We start from the raw sequence: 19742 nt of genomic DNA, 5'->3' as shown, positions 1-19742 counted from the left end.
CCTAGTAAAACCAAAAGCCTATCGATGCCTTACATCTGATCTGGCACCTGGATGCCTAGAAGGGCGCAACCGCTCTTAATAATGCGAGCTGTTTTGTAGCACAACAAAAGTCTAAAGTGTTTGAGGTCGGCATTTTCTTCCTCAACAATCTTAGGCACGTTTTGATAAAAACTATTGAACTCCTTCACCAAATCAAATAAATAGTTGGCTATCAATGCCGGACTATAATTGCGAGCTGCTGAAGCTACTGTTTCTGGATATTGCTGGATCAACTTGATGACCGCAAGATCTTTCTCAATGAGCGGTAAATCTATAGCGGCCTGTAGGGCGTGATCATTAAAGTTGGACTTCTTAAGAATCGACTGAATCCTAGCATGAGCATATTGGATAAAAGGACCTGTATTACCCTGAAAATCTACAGATTCCTTAGGGTCAAACACCATGCTCTTTTTAGGATCAATCTTGAGCATGAAATATTTCAAGGCGCCCAAACCTATCATATGGTACAACTCTTCCTTCTCGTCATTGGATAGACCTTCCAACTTGCCTTGCTCTTGGGCGATTTCGCGAGCGGTATCGGTCATCTCTTGAATCATATCGTCAGCATCGACAACGGTACCTTCACGGGATTTCATTTTACCAGACGGCAATTCGATCATTCCGTAACTTAAGTGGTACAGGTTATCTGCCCATTCATAGCCCAGTTTTTTCATGATCAGGAACAACACCTTGAAATGGTAGTCTTGCTCATTACCAACGGTGTACACCATCCCATCCACATCATGGTCACGTACGCGCTGGATCGCGGTACCTATATCTTGCGTCATATAGACGGCAGTACCGTCGCTACGCAATACAATTTTTTCATCCAGACCATCGTCAGTCAGATCGATCCATACCGATCCATCTTCCTTTCTATAGAATACACCGGTGTTAAGTCCGTGGGCAATCACATCCTTTCCTAATAGATAGGTGTCACTTTCATAATACAAACTATCAAAAGTGACGCCTAGACTGCGATAGGTCGTATCAAAGCCAGCATAAACCCAGCCGTTCATCATTTTCCATAATCGTACTACCTCATCATCGCCATTTTCCCATTTACGCAACATTTCCTGCGCTTCAAGAATGGACGGCGATCGTTTTTTAGCTTCTTCTTCTGGAATACCTTCGCGTATCAACGCAGCAACTTCCTTCTTGTATTCTTGATCAAACTTTACGTAAAAGTCACCTACCAGCTTATCTCCTTTGACACCGGCAGATTCTGGCGTCACTCCTTCACCATACTTGAGCCATGCCAGCATGGACTTACAAATGTGGATGCCTCGATCATTGATGATTTGCGTTTTGACTACGTACTTACCTGTAGCTTCTATGATCAATGCGGTAGAATATCCCAGGACTATATTTCTAATGTGTCCTAGGTGTAATGGTTTATTGGTGTTAGGCGAGCTATACTCTACCATCATTCCAGGTACATCACTATTCACAGGCGTGGTGCCATAATTAGAATCCAGTAAAATGGAATTAAAATCTTTGAGGAATGCTTTATAAGAAAGCGTCAGGTTAAGGAAACCTTTAATCACTTCAATATCAGAAACCAGGTCACTTTCCACTCGCAGGCGTTCACCTATCTGCTTACCTATCACCGCTGGATTGCCTTTGATATGGCGCAACATAGGGAAAACCATAACGGTATAATCGCCTTGTTGATCTTTACGGGTGAGCGATATATCTACTTTATCCAGCGTTACATCAAACAGCGAATAAACAATTTCAATCGTACTTTTTTCCAGTTGTTCCGGCAGTGTCATAGGTAATTTGTAAACGCACAAATATAACTATTATGAAAGGCTTGTCCCTAGGCACAGACTAAGATTGTAACTTTACGCTATGCTGTACAACGTCTCCTACAACAACCCAAAGATCGATAGAGAAATACGTGAAAAAGTGGGCAATATGCTTACTTTAAAAGAACGCTGGAAAATCAAGGGTTCCGGATCGCCCAAATTGATCATGACCAGCTGCAGCATCCAGATCCACAACCTCATGGTACTGGACAACAATGCCAATACCTGCAATATTGAAATAAGAGAAAAAGGGATAATACTCAGATTCAGGTCTTTGTTGGAAACCTATGCGCTACCTATCCCGTTCTACAAGTTGACACTGTACAAAGGCCAGTCAGAAGAATATAGTGTCTATATGGATAATTATTTTGTCAAGATAAATGCCGACCGCAAAAGCATACATAAATATTTCAACAAGCTGCAGGATATCAAAAACGACCAAGGCTTCACCTACGTGGACGACCTCTAGTTTTTCACTGCTCTAAAACCTTCTGCTGGCGTATCGCCACGATACTCTGGCGAGACCTGGTAATAGGTTTTGAAATAATCCAGATATTCTTTCTGGGCTGCCGGCAAGGGCACGTCATAAGTCCCATAAAAGAAATCATCACCTGTGGGATCGTTGTACTGGATGTTGTTGATGTTCGCTTTCGCGAAAGCGTCACTATACCTACTTCTTTGCGATGGAAACAGCAAGTTGCCAAGTTCAAACTCAGGTACATTTTTCATGCGCTCATTATCTGTTGATAGCCGAATGATGGATGGCAATAGCAAAATAGAGACACCAGAAATCACCGCGAACCTTGCAATTCCCAAACTATAGTTCCTTGCCATGCTTAAGGTGGAAAGCAACAACACCATGGTTGCGGGAATCAAGAAAGGAAGAAAAAATCGCGCTTGCGGCGAACTTAACGCCATGATCAATGCAAACGACACAAATACCAAAAGCACGGTGACGATTTTGGGTTTATGCCTGTAAAAAAAGGCTCCACAAATACTTGCGATGACCACTAAAAGAATCCCTTTATTCATCAAACCTTCCATTCCAGCTTGCTGGATCCAGAGCAAAAAACGCTGCCATCCATCCACCTGATTCAATTCTGTAAAGGAAATTCCATAAGCTTGCGCGACTGTCGCATCCGTATAAAACCGAATCATTTCCTCAGGCACTAGCCAGTCGACATCCAGAGAAACAGACGTCAACGGAAATAAGGGGTAGCCACTTGCTACAATGTTTTTAGCCATAAACAATCCGCCAAATAGGAGACCTAATCCACAGAAATGCAACGTAGATCGCCATCGATCTTCTTTAAGCCTAAATATCATGAGCAACGGGAAAATACCCAGTAAAACAGATGTAATCTTGAAATAGCAAGCCATAGCAGTAAGCACGCTCATCATAAACACATTGGTCCACTCGCTAGCTCCAAACAAGAATTTATATATCACATAATAAGACAACAAAATGACGGGAACGTCTGGCGACGGAGCAGTTCCCAATAAGAGTAATAATGGGAATGTAATAGCAAGCAAATTTCTATAGGCCTTTTGAAAAACTGATTCCCCAATGCTGCTGGGAAGTATGGACCATAAAATCATCACAAGGGTTATGAAAAGTCCAAGATCATTAAATTCTAAATCTAAAAATTCCAAATTCACGGCGGACTCCAAAATATGAAAACCACTTTGTTGCGCCAGAAAAAGATGCCAGTTTGCAATTCCAGGAACCAATCCATGTGTATCCAACCATTGGATGGTTTGCAAATAATAACTGTCGTTATCCAGTACATAACCAGAGAGCGTTCCAGCTGCCAATACCAATACCGTGCATATCACGACCCAAACCAAGTTCTTAGTTGTAATCGTTGATATAAATTGCTTCGCGCTGGAACACTGCAATTTAATCATGTCCTGACACACCCATATGGTGAGAATAACAGAACTTATCAATACGATCACAAACTTGAAATCCAAAGGCAGAAACAAGCACCAGACGCCGGCCATGATGGTAATAAGGGCTATGCCTAACCAGAATAGATCGAGCAGTGATAACGCCTGGATTCTCATGATTTTTTGAATGAGCAATCCACAGGGTACGGTGACGCCAATTAAAAAAATAAAATACAGCAGCAATACAATCACAGTTAGGACTTCTTTAAATCAAAAGCTGCTACAATACTAGGATATTTTGAGTTCATCACTTGCACAGCGCTTAAACAGAGGTTGTGTAAATTTCTACACCAGTTCTTCTAAAAGTTAAGAATTTCTGAGAGCGGTTCACCTCCATTTCCCTAACATTTCTGTAACGTTTTGTACTTTGGGCAGTCCAACTGCAAACTAAAAAGACTGGAATGATACTAAGTTTAAAAAACGTTTCCAAAACATATAACAACGGCGTCAAGGCGCTGGATGGAGTTACTATAGATATACACAACGGCATGTTCGGCCTGCTGGGACCCAACGGTGCCGGGAAATCCTCTTTAATGCGTACCATCGCGACCTTGCAAAGTCCTGACAGTGGAGAAATACATCTAGAAGACTTGAACGTTCTCGAAGAGAAAATTGAATTTCGCAAAACATTGGGGTATTTGCCTCAAGAGTTTGGTGTCTATCCTAAAATGAGTGCCGAGGATCTCTTGCATTACTTCGCCAGTCTTAAAGGCATCACCAATAAATCAGAACGCAACGCTATTGTAGAGAAAGCATTGCAGGTAACTAATCTAAGTGATGTCAAGCATAAGCACGTCGCAGGTTATTCTGGTGGTATGAAGCAACGTTTTGGTATTGCCCAATTACTGCTCAATGAGCCTAAACTTATCATTGTAGATGAACCTACCGCAGGTCTGGACCCAGCAGAAAGACACCGTTTCTTAAATGTCCTGCGAGAGATAGGAACCAATCACATTGTAATTTTCTCAACGCACATCGTGGATGATGTCAAGGAGCTTTGCACGGATATGGCAATCCTTAATGGCGGTAAAATATTAGCTCACGCAACTCCTAAAGAGCTTGTCGCAAGTTTACAAGGGAAGATTTGGACCACTGTTGTAGATCGAGAAAATATTGAGGAGCTTCAAAAACAATACAATGTTATTTCCTCCAGTTTTGACGAGAACAACAATCTTAAGGTTCGGGTGCTTGCCATAACGCAACCCAGCGATCAATTTATTGCTGGCGCTCCTACATTGGAAGATGTTTATTTCACCACATTGAGCAACGACGAGTTGGTCGCGCAACCTGAAACCCTATAGTCGATGTTTACAACTATTTATACACACGAGATAAAAACCTGGTTCAAAAAACCATTGTTTTATATCTACGCAGGTGCCCTATTCATACTCGCAATGTTATTATCTGCTATCGCTGTAGGTGTATTTGACAGCGATAATGTGACGGTAACCTCATCCATCGAACTCAACAGTGCGGTGGGAATTTATAGCATGCTTGGTTTTTTTGCGTTGCTCACCTACCTATTGATTCCTTCCGTCATGGGCGGCACCATACAGCGTGATTTTGACAATAACATGCACAATGTCCTGTATTCATATCCGCTAACTAAGTTTACCTATCTGGTCGCAAAATTCAGCGCTGGAATGACGATCACTTTGTTAGTCATCTTCGCCAGCGTCTTAGGTACCACGTTAGGTTTCTATCTGCCAGGTGCTAATGAAGCATTGGTAGGTCCTTTTGAGATCATGAATTATTTGCAACCATTCCTGTTGTACATCATTCCTAATGTATTTTTCTACGGGATTATTGTATTTTCCATTACAGCCTTCTTACGCAACATCAACATAGGCTTCATGTTTGTGTTGGTAATGATTATTCTGCAGCTAACGGCAAGTTCGAGCCTACAATCCATGGATGATACCTACTGGGTAGAATTGCTGGAACCTACTGGTGATGCCGCTACCTACATCCAAATAAGATATTGGTCTCCAGAAGAGCAAAGCAATCAACTCATACCGGTAGAAGGCACTTTATTATATAATCGTTTGTTATGGTTGGGTATCTCACTCATCATTTTCTTTGCGGTTCTATTTGGTTTTAATTTTTCACAAAATCCAACCAGTCTAAGGCTAAAGCCTAAAAAAGCCCAACGTGCCGTCAAGCGCAATTTTGGAACCATTCAGTCCATTAAGATGCCTAAAGTCACTGCAGACTTTTCTTTTATGGGACAGCTCAAAACAGCTTGGGTTCTGGCAAAATCAGACTTGAAATATATCGTGACCGGTTGGCCCTTTATCATTATTGTCGTCATCGCATTTGCATTTTCCCTGGTGACCATGCTCGTGTCTGGAGAGATTTATGGTACAGGTATCCTGCCTAAAACCTGGTTAATGCTCAGCATCGTCACGGGACTCTTCACCATATTCATCTACTTGTTGATTTTTCTCTATGGTGGTTTGATTATGGATAGAGCCAACTCGTCACATCTTAAGCAAATGATTGATGCGACACCTACACAAAACTGGACCATCCTGATATCCAAGTTTATCGCGTTATTCCTCATGACATTGACCTTATTGCTAATAGTCATGATAAGCGGTATGATCATCCAAGGTTACAACGGCTTCTTTGATTTTGAGATACCGCTATACCTTTTTGACTTATACGTCATCAATTCCTGGAATTTCATCCCATGGATCCTACTTACCCTATTGGTTCACACATTGATCAAAAACAAATGGCTGGGATTATTGACCTTATTAGTTTTTGCGGTAGGCGTACCACTATTAATGAGTGCGATAGGCGTTGAGCAGGGACAATTCATCTTTAATCAAGGTGGCAGTTCTCCATCGCCTAGCGACATGAACGGTTATGGTGTTGGACTACCTAGTTTCTACACGTATCGCATGTATTGGATTGCTTTGGGAATAGCCTTATTTACACTGGCCGTCTTGTTTTACCGTCGTGGCATGGGAAGCAGTATGAAGGAGAGATTCGCTTTCGCGAAAGCGAGAACCACAACAACCACTACTGCAACCATCGCAGTTTCATTAATCGTATTTCTAGGTATAGGTGGCTATTTGTGGTACCTCAACAATGTCCTGGATGAGCAAATGACAGGCAAGGAACGTGAAGAGCTACAGGTCAACTTTGAAAAAGAGTTGGGCAAGTTTGCTGGCGTGCCGCAACCTATTACGGTCGCCATCAACACTTATATGGATATCTATCCAGAAACCAGAGATTTCAAGGCTGGCGCTACGTATACCATGGTCAATCAGACGCAGTATCCCATTGATACCCTGCACGTGAATTATCCTGATCGTCCCACAACGATCGAAATGGATCGCAACAGCGAAATTGTTTATGACAACGAGGATTATGACTATCGCATGTATCAATTTGAATCGCCACTCATGCCAGGTGATACACTTCAATTTTCATTTACTACAGAAAATGAACCCAATACCTTACTCAAGAACAATTCACCGGTTTTGGATAATGGTACATTCATCAATAACGGAATTTTTCCCGCGATAGGTTACAACGAGCAAGTTGAAATACGCAACACTCAAGTGCGTGAAAAATATAACCTACCGCCTAAGGATCGTCTACCAGCTCCAGAAGCTCCTGGCGCTAGAGATCGTAACTATCTAGGACCTAATGCTCACTGGATTGATTTTGAGGCGACCGTGAGCACGTCACCTGACCAGATCGCGATAGCGCCTGGATATTTGATCAAGGAATGGGAAGAAGATGGGCGCAGATACTTCCACTATAAGATGGATTCCAAAATGCTGAACTTCTATGCATTCTTGAGTGGTCGCTATGCGGTGCTCAAGGACAACCATAAAGGTGTGGCGCTTGAGATTTATTATCATCCACAGCATGACTACAACATCGACAGGATGATGAAGGGTCTCAAGAAAGGACTGGATTATTATAATGATAATTATACGCCTTACCAGCATAGACAAGCTCGCATTATCGAGTTCCCTAGAACTGGTGGCGGTTTTGCGCAGGCATTCCCCAATACGATCCCATTTAGCGAGGCGATAGGATTTATTGCAGATGTAGATGATGAGTCCAATGACAATGTAGATTATCCATTTAGCATCACGGCTCATGAGCTTGCACACCAGTGGTGGGCGCATCAAGTAATAGGAGCTAATGCAAAAGGTGCCACACTCCTATCAGAAAGTATGTCAGAATATAGTTCGCTCAAGGTTCTTGAAAAGACCAATGGAAAATACCAGATGCGCAATTTCTTAAAAGATGCCATGGACGGCTATCTACTGGGAAGAACAACAGAAAGCATAGGTGAGAATCCTTTGATGTACAACGAGAACCAGCAATACATTCACTATCAAAAGGGATCGCTTATTCTTTATGCAATTAGTGATTATATAGGTGAGAAGAACTTTAATAACGTGGCAAAGCGTTTTGCAGAAAAGTACCAATTCAAAGGAGCTCCTTATCCTACCGCTACAGAATTTGTCGATGATATAAGAGCAGCGACACCAGACAGCCTTCAATATTTGATTAAGGACATGTTTGAAACCATCACGCTCTATGACAATCAGATAAATGATGGTAGCTACATACAACTTGCCGATGGTACCTATGAGGTGGACATCAATGCACAAGTGATAAAAGCGAGAAGCAATGCCAAAGGAAAACTGCGTTACAAAAACGAGATGAACGACAGCATCACATTCACTCCAGAAGGTAAGAAAAAAGCTCTGGAATCTCTACCGCTGGCAGATTACATAGAGGTTGGCGTCTTTGGCGAGAATGATGAAGAAAACGATCAGCCTAAAGTGCTGTACCTTCAAAAATTGAAGATAACCGACATCAATAATGATTTCAAAATCAAGGTAAATGAGAAACCGGTAGAAGTAGGTATCGACCCGTTCAACAAATTGATTGATCGCAACACTCAAGACAATCGCAGGAACATATCTGAAAAAAAGGAATAAGTCTTTATTCCACTAATTATACAAACGTCGCTCCCAGGAGCGGCGTTTGTTGTTTTAACACCATCGTATCACAACCACGAGCTACCACCACCTATCTTTATAATATGAAGGTACTACTTACAGGAGCAAACGGTTACATAGGCGTGCGCCTACTCTACGAACTACTCAAAGAAGACCACGAGGTCGTCTGTGCCGTGCGTAGTGCGAGTCGATTATCCGTGCCTGATGAGGTGCGATCGCAGGTCGAGATTATCGAGATCGATTTTCTGGACTTACCAGAGGTCAATCCCATTCCTGCAGATATTGATGTGGCGTATTACCTGATCCATTCCATGACCAGTAGTACAGAGAGTTTTGACAAAATGGAAGCCGATAGTGCGACCAATTTTTTGGAACAGCTGGCTCACACAAGTTGCAAACAGATCATCTACCTATCTGGAATTGTGAACCAAGATGTGTTGAGCAAACACTTGCTTTCGCGAAAGCGAGTTGAAGAAATTCTTAGTGCAAGTGACATTCCTACGACGGTACTACGTGCTGGAATCATCGTGGGCAGCGGTAGTTCTTCCTTTGAAATCATACGTGATCTATGCGAGAAATTACCTATCATGATCACGCCTAAATGGGTCAATACCAAGACACATCCTATCGCGATACGCAATGTGATGAGTTTCCTGATAGGTGTATTGGGTCGCGAGGTGAGTTATAATCAATCCTATGATATAGGCGGCAAGAATGTACTCACCTACAAACAGATGATGCAGCAATATTCTGAAAACAGAAATTTGCACCTGACCATCCTGACGGTACCGGTCATGACTCCTAAACTAAGTTCCTACTGGTTGTACTTTGTGACGAGTACTTCCTATAAATTAGCACGCAATCTGGTAAACAGCATGTCTGTCGAAGTGGTAGCCAAGGAAAACTCACTTGCGGAAGATCTAGGCATCGAGCTTTATACCTATAAAGAAGCCTTGAATATGGCTTTTGCCAAAATCGAGCAAAACAACGTCGCCAGTAGTTGGAAGGACAGTATGGTGAGCGGTAGGTTCAAGTACAACATCAACAAGTTCAAACAGGTTCCACGATTTGGTTGTCTGCGCGATGCCCAAACCTATAAAACAGAAGAACCTGAAGAGGCGCTCAATCGCATATGGGCGATAGGCGGCAACAATGGATATTATTATGCCGACTTCCTTTGGAAAATACGCGGTTATCTGGACAAGCTTTTTGGTGGCGTTGGTCTGCGCCGCGGACGCACGAATCAGACCAAAATACATTCTGGTGATTCATTGGACTTCTGGCGTGTTCTCGTAGCAGACCGTCAAGAAAGACGCCTTTTACTTTTTGCCGAAATGCGCGTCCCAGGAGAAGCCTGGTTAGAGTTTGAAATCGATGAAGATAATGTCGTTCACCAGACGGCTACTTTTAGACCACGAGGACTTTGGGGCAGGTTGTACTGGTACAGTATGTTGCCCTTTCACTATTTTATTTTTGCAGGAATGATCAAACATATTGCGACTGGTAAGTAGTTTCTTATTCCCGATTCAAAATGGTAAACACAAGAAACCGCCCTATGTAATACCAGCTACACTTTTCTAGGCAAAAAAACCTCTGCCATCATACAGCGTACGCTGCCACCGCCTAAGGTCTCTATAGTTTTAATGTCTGGATGGATGATTTCGTTGTACTTCTCTAGTTTGTTGATCTGCGCTTCGGTAAGTGATTCATAGGCCTGGTTGCTCATGACGAGAAACTTCTTGCCTTCGCTATTCTTCACTTGTATCATATTTCCAGCAAAACTTTCGACTTGCGCTTCAGTAATATTGATGACTTCCTTATTGGTGCGCTTTAAATGGTGGAGCACGTTTTTGACCTCGGCTTTACTATCAATAGCATCCAGACAGATCACAGCATATTCTTCACCTAGAGCCATCATCACATTAGTATGATAAATGGGTAATCTGGCATCGCCTACATTTTGATAGGCCGTAAACACGACTGGTGTGTATTCAAAATCTTCACAAAACTCAATGAATAAATCCTCGTCAGCTCGTGGCGATATGCTGCAGTAAGCGACGTCGTTAGCGCGATCTAGTAGAAGGCTGCCAGTTCCTTCCAGGAAGATCTCCTCATCTTCAGCGCTGGTGTAGTCCATGACATCTTCTATTACAAAGCCGTTTTCTTCCAGCGCTTCTAGAACTTCTGGCCTGCGTTCCAGCCTGCGGTTGGGTGCAAACATGGGATACAAAACTGCGGTACCATTCTCGTGTGTGGACAGCCAGTTATTTGGGAAAACCGAATCTGGAGTGTCATGTTTGTTGTCATCCTGGACGATGATAACGTTGATGTTGTTGTCTTGTAACGCTTTCGCGAAAGCGTCAAATTCTTCCTGCGCTCGTTGATTGGCAACGGCGTTTTTGATCTCCTTATGGAACTGCTGATCCTGATAATAGTTATTTACTGCAGTCTCTTCATTCAATCGGAACTGCACTGGACGCACCATGAGAATGGTATCGGTAATTTGTTTCATTAATCTCTAATTAGGGGCAATGTGGAACAACGTAAAAGGCCTTCTTGTTTTGAAATTTCGGCATAGGGAACTTCTTCTACGGTAATGTTATGGCTGCGCAACCAGTTATTGAGTCTGGTAAAATTACGCTCTGAAACCACTACATCTGGCGCGATGGAAAACACATTGGAGTTCATGTGGTACATTTCTTCTCTAGTAATCTCAAAACAGTTTTCTTCACCAAATAGATCTACCAAAAACTGATATTCCTCTTCCTGTAAAAAACCACCTTTGTAAATGATGCATTTACCATTTCCTACGGGTTGGAAGCAGCAATCCAAGTGTAGTGCATTGTTGTAGGGATCTAGGTTATCCTTCCGCAGATTGAAGGATACTACTTTTTTATGTGGGAACGTTTCCTTGAGCCAATCAACTCCTTCTACATTCGTCCGGGCAATGATATAATCAGCATAATCGGCACCGCGATAAGTACCTACAAAAATGTACTCTCCAAAAAGCATCACGTCGCCACCTTCAATATGGACTTCTTCTGGCGGTCTAATCACTTTCTTTGGGTCGACTAGATCGATGACGTGTTTGATCGCCTCGAGTTCTTCCTCGCGATCTGGTAGAATATTAGCCTTGACAAAAACATCGTCAATAACAAAGCCTATGTCCCTGGTAAATATCTGGTTGCAATCTTCAATCTGTTTGGGCCTAAAGACCTGAACATCATACTTTTCAAAAACTGTAGCAACGGCTTCCATTTCACTCACCATATCCTCAATTTTAGGATAGGTACCTGCAAGGATATGCTGTCTGGATTTAGGATCATAAGCGTCCTTAAGATCTGGCACAGGCCCATTGCTGCGCGCCGTTCCCAGCACTACGGCTCTTAATCTTGAGGTCTCGTCCTTAACATGTAAATTCAGTCGATTCATAGGTCAAAAATACTTTCTTACTTCAGGATAATGGTCGTAAAAATTATTGTTTTACCATTTTTTATCACACGATAGATACCAAAAAACCCAAGCAAGTTTGCTTGGGTTTTCAAAGTTGATTTTTCTAATAGTTCTATCGTTCAGAAACTTCTTTGAAAGGTCTGTGCGTCTCACCAGTGTAAATTTGACGAGGACGGCCTATAGGCTCTTTATTCTCACGCATTTCCTTCCATTGTGCGATCCATCCTGGCAACCTACCTAGAGCAAACATTACTGTAAACATTTCTACAGGTATGTTCATGGCTCTATAGATAATTCCTGAATAGAAATCTACATTAGGATACAATTTGCGATCTACAAAATAAGGATCGCTCAACGCTTCTTTCTCAAGTCCTTTGGCAATATCAAGAATTGGGTCATCAACACCTAAGTCTGCAAGTACCTCGTCTGCAGCTTTCTTGATAATTTTCGCTCGTGGATCAAAGTTTTTATATACCCTATGTCCAAAGCCCATCAAACGGAAAGGATCCTCCTTATCCTTAGCTTTGCCCATATATTTCTTTGTATCACCACCATCTTCCTTGATTGCTTCCAACATTTCAAGAACGGCCTGATTAGCACCACCATGTAATGGTCCCCATAAGGCATTGATACCTGCACTTAAACTTGCAAACAATCCTGCGTGTGAAGATCCAACGATACGTACGGTACTAGTAGAACAATTCTGCTCATGGTCAGCATGAAGGATAAGTAATTTATCCAGTGCATCTACAACTACTTTATCTGCTTTATATTCTGAATTAGGTTTCTTGAACATCATTTTAAGTATGTTCTCTACATAACCCAGGTTGTCATCACCATAATCCAATGGTTGTCCAGTTCTCTTACGCAAAGCCCATGCAACCAAAACTGGGAATTTACCCATGATATTGACAATGGCCTTATACATGTCTTCTTCACTCTCCACATTTACAGAAGCTGGATTGAAGGCAATGAGCGCGCTCGTCAATGAGGATAGAACACCCATGGGGTGAGCCGACTTAGGGAAACCATCAAGGATTTTTTTCACATCCTCATCTACGTGAGATTGAGCCTTGATATCTGAGTGAAATTTATTGAGTTGCTCCTTTGTAGGAAGTTCTCCAAAGATCAATAGGTAAGAGACCTCTAGAAAGCTTGCCTTTTCAGCAAGATCTTCAATGGCATAGCCACGATATCTCAGGATTCCTTCTTCTCCATTTAGGAACGTGATTGCGCTCGTACAACTACCCGTATTTTTATATCCAGGGTCGATGGTTACAACACCATTAGTTGCGCTGCGCAAGGATTTGATATCGATTGCTCTTTCGTTCTCTGTTCCAGTTATAATGGGAAACTCAAACTTTTCTCCATCTATATCCAGTATTGCTTTATCTGCCATTATTTATTTTTTCATTATCGTTCTCTCAAAAATACGACTGGAACTTATCAAATTGAAATTTTATCAATTGATGTTTCGGACTTTAGTATAAATTTTGGAATAATCGTAGTGAATCAAGGTCACCAAATGCAAGAAACTAAAATTGTAGGTTAATTTAAGATAGTTCGCTTTCGCGAAAGCGAATACAACCATCAACATCACCACTCCAAATACCATAGGGAGAACAAAAATTCATAACGCAAAAAGCCATCCCGAAGGATGGCTTTGCTTTTAATTGACAAGATCAATTAAGAAATTCGGAATGCCTTGCGTCCTGGGAAATAAGCTGACGAGTTCAACTCTTCCTCGATGCGTAGCAACTGGTTGTATTTTGCCATACGGTCAGATCGAGAAGCAGATCCTGTTTTGATCTGGCCGGTACTTAGGGCAACGGCAAGGTCTGCAATGGTATTATCCTCAGTTTCACCACTACGGTGTGACATTACAGAAGTATAACCTGCTTTATGCGCCATATTTACGGCAGCAATCGTTTCAGTTAATGTTCCTATTTGATTTACTTTGATCAAAATAGAGTTTGCGATATTCTCTTTAATACCTCGTGATAAACGCTCTACATTAGTTACAAAAAGATCATCACCAACAAGTTGGACTTTATCGCCTGCAATTTCAGTCAGCATTTTCCATCCATCCCAGTCGTTCTCGTCCATACCATCCTCAATGGAAATGATAGGATATTTTGATGCTAGGTCTGCAAGATATTCTGCTTGTTCCTTACTGGTGCGTATCACGCCTTTGTCACCTTCAAATTTGGTATAATCATATTTGCCGTCTACAAAGAACTCTGCAGCAGCACAGTCTAGCGCAATCATGATTTGTTTGCCTGGTGTATAACCAGCATTTTTAATGGCCAATAGTATAGTATCCAAAGCATCCTCAGTACCATCAAGTGTAGGTGCAAATCCACCTTCATCACCTACTGCGGTACTAAGTCCTCTATCGTGTAGTACTTTTTTCAAGTGATGGAAAATCTCAGTTCCCATTTTAAGGGCTTCGCTAAAGGATTCTGCCTCAACAGGCATTACCATGAATTCTTGAAAGGCAATAGGAGCATCACTATGCGAACCACCGTTGATGATATTCATCATAGGCACCGGCAAGGTCGCTGCGCTCATACCACCAATGTACTTGTATAGTGGTTGATTCAACTCGTTTGCTGCAGCTTTGGCTACGGCAAGGGAAACGCCTAGAATAGCGTTGGCTCCTAGATTTGCTTTGTTAGGAGTACCATCAAGTTCAATCATGGTTTGATCAATAAAGTTTTGCTCAAAAACAGAAACTCCACGCAATTCATCGGCAATCGTTTTGTTGACGTTGTCGACAGCTTTCATAACACCTTTGCCCATGAAATCACTGCCTCCATCGCGCAATTCCACTGCTTCATGTTCACCAGTAGAAGCACCAGAAGGAACGGCCGCTCTACCCATGATACCATTTGAAGTAAGAACGTCTACTTCTACTGTTGGATTCCCACGGGAATCAAATATTTGTCTTGCATGAACATCTATTATCGTACTCATATTGCTTGTTTTTTTGTTGATTGAATTAATTCTAAAAATTGATCGAAAAGATATGTGGCGTCGTTAGGTCCTGGTCCCGCTTCTGGGTGATACTGCACTGAGAAACATGGCTTGTCCTTAATACGTATGCCAGCTACTGTATGATCGTTTAAGTGTGTATGTGTAATTTCTACAGCTGGATTCGATTCTGCATCTGATTTGTCGATGGCAAAACCATGGTTTTGAGATGTAACTTCACCTTTACCAGTCACCAAATTTATAATAGGATGATTGATACCGCGGTGACCATTATGCATCTTGTAGGTTTTGATACCATTTGCCAAAGCAATGATCTGGTGTCCCAGACATATTCCAAATAATGGATGGTTGTTGTCAAGCACCTTTCGCGCAAGCGATATAGCTTCTTTTAAAGGCTCTGGATCACCAGGACCGTTAGAAATAAAATATCCATCTGGCTCAAAAGCTGCTAAATCTTCATAGGAGCTATCGTACGGAAACACTTTTATATAACAATCACGGCTGGCGAGGTTGCGTAAAATATTAGTCTTGATTCCCAAATCTAAGGCGGCGATACGGTAGGTAGCATCTTCCTTACCAAAGAAATAGGGTTCTTTAGTGGAAACTTGTGAGGCCAGTTCTAAACCTTTCATGCTTGGTATTTGAGAAAGCTCCTTTTTAAGAGCGTCACGATCGTCAACACGAGAGGAAACGATGGCATTTTGCGAACCATGTTCACGAATATGCGCAACCAAAGCTCTCGTATCTACATCTGAAATGATGATCAGATTTTGCTGCTGCAAAAACTCTGCTAGTGATGTGGAAGCCAAAGGCCTTGAAAAATCGTTGGAGAAATTCTTGCAAACTAAGCAAGATATCTTGACCGAACTAGATTCCAGATCTAAGTCTGTAGCACCGTAATTACCGATGTGTGCGTTAGTAGTTACCATGATTTGACCATAGTAAGACGGGTCTGTAAAAATCTCCTGATATCCTGTCGTACCAGTATTGAAACAGATCTCGCCGGTTGCGGTTCCTTCTGGTCCTACCATCTTACCGTGGAAAATGGTTCCATCATTCAAAAGAATGATCGCGTCTTTCTTCTCTAAGTATGCCATAATTCAAAAATAATGATAAAAAAAAAGGATCAATGCCGAAACATTAATCCTTTTATAATTGTTTATGAAGGGTTTTTTACTCTTCCTCATTAGTTGCTTCTGTAGTTTCCTTTTTAGGAGCTTCAGTTTTTGCCTTTCCACCACGACGACTACGTCTTGTAGTTTTCTTAGTGTCAGCGCCTGCTTTGTAAACATCGTTGTAATCAACCAACTCGATTAATGCCATATCTGCATTATCTCCTAGTCTATTACCCATCTTTATAATTCTAGTGTAACCACCTGGACGGTCACCGACTTTTGCAGCTACTTCTCTGAACAATTCTGTCACTGCTTCTTTGCTACGTAATTGAGCAAAAGTCAATCGACGATTGTGAGTTGTGTCTGCCTTAGATTTAGTTATAAGTGGCTCTACGAATTGTTTAAGAGCTTTTGCTTTTGCAACAGTAGTGTTAATACGCTTATGCTCAATTAATGAACAAGCCATATTAGAAAGCATCGCCTTACGGTGTGCTGTCTTTCTACTTAAATGATTTACTTTTTTTCCGTGTCTCATTGTCTTCTATTTCTACAACTAGGTGAAAACCTAGTCACGGTCTAATTTATATTTTGAAAGATCCATACCAAAATTCAAACCTTTCACGTTTACCAACTCTTCTAACTCTGTCAAAGACTTCTTACCAAAGTTTCTGAACTTCATTAGATCATTCTTGTTGTAAGAAACAAGATCTCCAAGAGTTTCAACTTCTGCAGCTTTCAAACAGTTGAGGGCACGAACTGAAAGTTCCATATCCACAAGTTTAGTTTTAAGCAACTGACGCATGTGAAGACTTTCTTCATCATAAGTTTCAGTCTGAGCAATTTCATCTGCCTCAAGAGTAATTCTCTCATCAGAGAATAACATGAAGTGGTGAATCAAAGTTTTTGCAGCCTCAGTAAGAGCATGCTTTGGATGAATGCTACCATCTGTGATGATTTCAAATACCAACTTCTCATAGTCAGTTTTTTGCTCTACACGATAGTTCTCTATACTGTATTTCACATTCTTGATAGGTGTAAAAATACTGTCGATTGCTATAGTTCCAAGAGCAGCGCTGCTGTTCTTGTTTTCTTCAGCTGGTACATATCCTCTTCCTTTCTCGATAGTTAATTCAAGATTAAGATTTATGGAGGATTCTGTATTACAGATTACCATTTCTGGATTCAATACTTGAAAACCAGAAATATATTTTTGCATATCACCAGCGGTAAATTGATCCTTTCCAGAGAAAGAAACATTTACTACTTCACTATCTACCTCGTCGATTTGACGTCTAAATCTAACTTGTTTGAAGTTTAGGATTATTTCGGTAACATCTTCAACCACTCCTTCAATGGTAGAGAACTCGTGATCAACGCCTTCAATTCTGATAGATGTTATTGCGAATCCTTCCAAGGAAGAAAGTAATACTCTTCTAAGAGCATTTCCAACGGTCAATCCATATCCTGGTTCTAAAGGTCTGAACTCAAACTTACCTTCAAAATCGGTTGAATCGATCATGATTACTTTATCCGGCTTTTGGAAATTTAATATTGCCATAAGAATAATGTGGTTAAAAATTATTTAGAATACAATTCAACAATTAACTGCTCCTTGATGTTTTCAGGTATCTGAATTCTTTCTGGAACTGCTACAAATGTACCAGACATGCTGGCCTTGTTGAATGTAATGAAATCATATACATGCTCATTTGAAGAAAGTGCATCGTCAATAGCTGTAAGTGATTTTGATTTTTCTCTAACTGCAACAACATCACCTGCCTGCAATTGATAAGATGGAATGTTTACCAACTGACCATTTACGGTAATGTGTCTGTGTGAAACAAGCTGTCTAGCACCTCTTCTGGTACGAGCTATTCCCATTCTGTATACCACGTTGTCCAAACGAGACTCTGCTAGCTGAAGTAAAACTTCACCTGTAATACCAGAACTACGAACTGCTTTTTCAAACATTAAGCGGAATTGCTTTTCAAGAATTCCGTAAGTGTACTTAGCTTTTTGCTTTTCCTTAAGTTGTACCGCATATTCAGACTCTTTTCCACGTCTTCTTGCGTTACCATGCATTCCTGGAGGATAGTTTTTCTTCTCCAATGCTTTACTAGGGCCAAAAATTGGTTCTCTGAATCTACGAGCAATTTTTGCCTTAGGACCTCTATATCTTGCCATTATAAAATTGTTTAAAAGTGATGTACTGTGAATTCAGGTCTATATCCTTCAGCAGTCTGATAATCACCAGATATTATTAAATTAATTATACTCTTCTTCTTTTTGGAGGGCGACATCCATTGTGTGGCAATGGAGTAACATCGATAATTTCAGTCACCTCAATACCAGCATTGTGAATGGTACGTATCGCACTTTCACGACCATTCCCTGGTCCTTTTACATAGGCCTTAACCTTTCTAAGTCCTGCCTCGTGAGCAACTTTAGAAGCATCCTCTGCAGCAAGTTGCGCTGCATATGGAGTATTCTTTTTTGAACCTCTAAAGCCCATCTTACCAGCAGAAGACCATGAAATGACTTCTCCTTTTTTATTTGTAAGCGAAACAAGTATGTTGTTAAATGAAGATGAAATGTGAGCCTCACCTACACTTTCAACGATTACTTTACGCTTTTTTGCTACTGTTTTAGACTTTGCCATATCAGTTACTTATTATTTAGTTGCTTTCTTCTTGTTAGCAACAGTCTTACGTTTTCCTTTACGAGTACGAGAGTTATTCTTAGTACGCTGACCTCTTAATGGAAGCCCAGATCTGTGACGTATACCTCTGTAACAACCGATGTCCATCAAACGCTTGATGTTCATTTGAGTTTCAGAACGCAATTCACCTTCAATGGTAAATTCACCGATGGCATTACGAATCTTACCGATCTCGTCATCATCCCATTCACTTACCTTCTTATCTACACCAACACCAGTCGACAATAAAACTTCTTGAGCTCTACTTCTACCTACACCATAGATGTAAGTAAGTGCTATTTCTCCTCTTTTGTTTTTAGGTATATCTACCCCTGCGATTCTAGCCATAGCTTAACCTTGTCTTTGTTTAAATTTTGGGTTCTTTTTGTTGATAACGTAAAGGCGACCCTTACGGCGTACAATTTTACAATCTGCACTTCTCTTCTTTATCGATGCTCTAACTTTCATATCAATATCTATAAGTAATCCTTGCCTTAGTCAAATCGTAAGGGCTCATTTCTAATTTAACTTTATCACCAGGAAGTAATTTAATGTAATGCATGCGCATCTTTCCTGATATATGCGCTGTAACAACATGACCATTTTCCAACTCTACCCTAAACATCGCGTTTGATAAAGCTTCTATTATTGATCCATCTTGTTCTATCGCTGATTGTTTAGCCAT

At 41.2% G+C, this 19742-nt stretch carries 18 protein-coding genes; 4 read left to right on the top strand and 14 right to left on the bottom strand.

Translation table 11 applies throughout. The features are described 5' to 3' along the window. Positions 1-29 precede the first annotated feature (29 nt). The gene (gene argS / locus AAU57_RS06240) at positions 30-1814 is read right to left on the bottom strand and encodes an arginine--tRNA ligase (protein WP_055412097.1); all 1785 of its coding nucleotides are present in this window, start codon (positions 1812-1814) and stop codon (positions 30-32) included. Between the two features lie 79 nt (positions 1815-1893). On the opposite strand from argS, the gene AAU57_RS06235 reads away from it, so the two are divergent. Next, positions 1894-2319 (top strand): hypothetical protein, encoded by a 426-nt coding sequence (locus AAU57_RS06235; protein WP_055412096.1) that lies wholly within the window; start codon positions 1894-1896, stop codon positions 2317-2319. Here AAU57_RS06235 and AAU57_RS06230 read toward each other — a convergent pair. After that, positions 2316-3992 carry an LIC_10190 family membrane protein gene (locus AAU57_RS06230; RefSeq protein WP_055412095.1) on the bottom strand — a complete coding sequence of 559 codons (1677 nt, stop codon included), beginning with the start codon at positions 3990-3992 and terminating at the stop codon, positions 2316-2318. The two genes, AAU57_RS06235 and AAU57_RS06230, sit on opposite strands and share 4 nt — an antisense overlap. A 209-nt stretch (positions 3993-4201) precedes the next feature. On the opposite strand from AAU57_RS06230, the gene AAU57_RS06225 reads away from it, so the two are divergent. From AAU57_RS06225 to AAU57_RS06215, 3 genes are all read left to right on the top strand, one after another. Beyond that, a complete protein-coding gene (locus AAU57_RS06225) occupies positions 4202-5101 on the top strand; it encodes an ABC transporter ATP-binding protein (RefSeq protein WP_055412094.1) in 900 nt (299 codons plus the stop codon). 3 nt (positions 5102-5104) lie between these two features. Then, positions 5105-8776 carry a M1 family aminopeptidase gene (locus AAU57_RS06220; protein WP_055412093.1) on the top strand — a complete coding sequence of 1224 codons (3672 nt, stop codon included), beginning with the start codon at positions 5105-5107 and terminating at the stop codon, positions 8774-8776. Positions 8777-8880: 104 nt separating this feature from the next. Then, the gene (locus tag AAU57_RS06215) at positions 8881-10308 is read left to right on the top strand and encodes an SDR family oxidoreductase (protein WP_055412092.1); all 1428 of its coding nucleotides are present in this window, start codon (positions 8881-8883) and stop codon (positions 10306-10308) included. A 56-nt stretch (positions 10309-10364) separates the two neighbouring features. Here the strand turns inward: AAU57_RS06215 and ctlX are convergent, their stop codons facing one another. The 12 genes from ctlX to infA all read right to left on the bottom strand — a co-directional run bounded on the left by ctlX (position 10365) and on the right by infA (position 19742). Further along, complete coding sequence (ctlX, locus tag AAU57_RS06210; RefSeq protein WP_055412091.1) at positions 10365-11309, bottom strand: citrulline utilization hydrolase CtlX; 945 nt, start codon at positions 11307-11309, stop codon at positions 10365-10367. Further along, positions 11309-12229, bottom strand: coding sequence for a dimethylarginine dimethylaminohydrolase family protein (locus AAU57_RS06205; protein WP_055412090.1), 921 nt, complete (start codon positions 12227-12229; stop codon positions 11309-11311). The genes ctlX and AAU57_RS06205 overlap by 1 nt, the downstream gene beginning before the upstream one ends. Positions 12230-12362: 133 nt before the next feature. Next, positions 12363-13649 carry a citrate synthase gene (locus tag AAU57_RS06200; protein ID WP_055412089.1) on the bottom strand — a complete coding sequence of 429 codons (1287 nt, stop codon included), beginning with the start codon at positions 13647-13649 and terminating at the stop codon, positions 12363-12365. A 287-nt stretch (positions 13650-13936) separates the two neighbouring features. Further along, entirely contained in the window at positions 13937-15226 is a 1290-nt protein-coding gene (gene eno, locus AAU57_RS06195) for a phosphopyruvate hydratase (protein ID WP_055412088.1), read from the bottom strand. Further along, a complete protein-coding gene (gene carA, locus AAU57_RS06190; RefSeq protein ID WP_055412087.1) occupies positions 15223-16341 on the bottom strand; it encodes a glutamine-hydrolyzing carbamoyl-phosphate synthase small subunit in 1119 nt (372 codons plus the stop codon). Before carA ends, eno begins: the two co-directional genes overlap by 4 nt. A 76-nt stretch (positions 16342-16417) precedes the next feature. Further along, positions 16418-16894: a 50S ribosomal protein L17 gene (gene rplQ / locus AAU57_RS06185; RefSeq protein ID WP_055412086.1), complete on the bottom strand. Its 477-nt coding sequence runs from the start codon at positions 16892-16894 to the stop codon at positions 16418-16420. Positions 16895-16924: 30 nt separating this feature from the next. Then, the gene (locus AAU57_RS06180; RefSeq protein WP_055412085.1) at positions 16925-17917 is read right to left on the bottom strand and encodes a DNA-directed RNA polymerase subunit alpha; all 993 of its coding nucleotides are present in this window, start codon (positions 17915-17917) and stop codon (positions 16925-16927) included. Positions 17918-17937: 20 nt separating this feature from the next. Beyond that, the gene (rpsD, locus tag AAU57_RS06175; protein WP_055412084.1) at positions 17938-18543 is read right to left on the bottom strand and encodes a 30S ribosomal protein S4; all 606 of its coding nucleotides are present in this window, start codon (positions 18541-18543) and stop codon (positions 17938-17940) included. An 85-nt stretch (positions 18544-18628) separates the two neighbouring features. Then, positions 18629-19018, bottom strand: a complete 390-nt coding sequence (gene rpsK / locus AAU57_RS06170) for a 30S ribosomal protein S11 (RefSeq protein ID WP_055412083.1) — start codon at positions 19016-19018, stop codon at positions 18629-18631. A 12-nt stretch (positions 19019-19030) separates the two neighbouring features. Further along, positions 19031-19405 (bottom strand): 30S ribosomal protein S13, encoded by a 375-nt coding sequence (rpsM, locus tag AAU57_RS06165; RefSeq protein WP_055412082.1) that lies wholly within the window; start codon positions 19403-19405, stop codon positions 19031-19033. A 3-nt stretch (positions 19406-19408) separates the two neighbouring features. After that, the gene (ykgO, locus tag AAU57_RS06160) at positions 19409-19525 is read right to left on the bottom strand and encodes a type B 50S ribosomal protein L36 (protein WP_015361145.1); all 117 of its coding nucleotides are present in this window, start codon (positions 19523-19525) and stop codon (positions 19409-19411) included. A 1-nt stretch (position 19526) separates the two neighbouring features. Next, positions 19527-19742: a translation initiation factor IF-1 gene (gene infA, locus AAU57_RS06155; RefSeq protein WP_015361146.1), complete on the bottom strand. Its 216-nt coding sequence runs from the start codon at positions 19740-19742 to the stop codon at positions 19527-19529.

The sequence above is a fragment of the Nonlabens sp. YIK11 genome, assembly GCF_001413925.1.
GTDB lineage: Bacteria > Bacteroidota > Bacteroidia > Flavobacteriales > Flavobacteriaceae > Nonlabens.
Note: the sequence above shows the minus strand (reverse complement) of the source record. Positions and strands in the feature narration are given on the sequence as shown.

Coding starts and splice junctions, on each gene's coding strand:
- argS (WP_055412097.1), bottom strand. CDS start 1,814: ATGACACTGCCGGAACAACTGGAAAAAAGTACGATTGAAATTGTTTAT.
- AAU57_RS06235 (WP_055412096.1), top strand. CDS start 1,894: ATGCTGTACAACGTCTCCTACAACAACCCAAAGATCGATAGAGAAATA.
- AAU57_RS06225 (WP_055412094.1), top strand. CDS start 4,202: ATGATACTAAGTTTAAAAAACGTTTCCAAAACATATAACAACGGCGTC.
- AAU57_RS06220 (WP_055412093.1), top strand. CDS start 5,105: ATGTTTACAACTATTTATACACACGAGATAAAAACCTGGTTCAAAAAA.
- AAU57_RS06215 (WP_055412092.1), top strand. CDS start 8,881: ATGAAGGTACTACTTACAGGAGCAAACGGTTACATAGGCGTGCGCCTA.
- ctlX (WP_055412091.1), bottom strand. CDS start 11,309: ATGAAACAAATTACCGATACCATTCTCATGGTGCGTCCAGTGCAGTTC.
- AAU57_RS06205 (WP_055412090.1), bottom strand. CDS start 12,229: ATGAATCGACTGAATTTACATGTTAAGGACGAGACCTCAAGATTAAGA.
- AAU57_RS06200 (WP_055412089.1), bottom strand. CDS start 13,649: ATGGCAGATAAAGCAATACTGGATATAGATGGAGAAAAGTTTGAGTTT.
- eno (WP_055412088.1), bottom strand. CDS start 15,226: ATGAGTACGATAATAGATGTTCATGCAAGACAAATATTTGATTCCCGT.
- carA (WP_055412087.1), bottom strand. CDS start 16,341: ATGGCATACTTAGAGAAGAAAGACGCGATCATTCTTTTGAATGATGGA.
- rplQ (WP_055412086.1), bottom strand. CDS start 16,894: ATGAGACACGGAAAAAAAGTAAATCATTTAAGTAGAAAGACAGCACAC.
- AAU57_RS06180 (WP_055412085.1), bottom strand. CDS start 17,917: ATGGCAATATTAAATTTCCAAAAGCCGGATAAAGTAATCATGATCGAT.
- rpsD (WP_055412084.1), bottom strand. CDS start 18,543: ATGGCAAGATATAGAGGTCCTAAGGCAAAAATTGCTCGTAGATTCAGA.
- rpsK (WP_055412083.1), bottom strand. CDS start 19,018: ATGGCAAAGTCTAAAACAGTAGCAAAAAAGCGTAAAGTAATCGTTGAA.
- rpsM (WP_055412082.1), bottom strand. CDS start 19,405: ATGGCTAGAATCGCAGGGGTAGATATACCTAAAAACAAAAGAGGAGAA.
- ykgO (WP_015361145.1), bottom strand. CDS start 19,525: ATGAAAGTTAGAGCATCGATAAAGAAGAGAAGTGCAGATTGTAAAATT.
- infA (WP_015361146.1), bottom strand. CDS start 19,742: ATGGCTAAACAATCAGCGATAGAACAAGATGGATCAATAATAGAAGCT.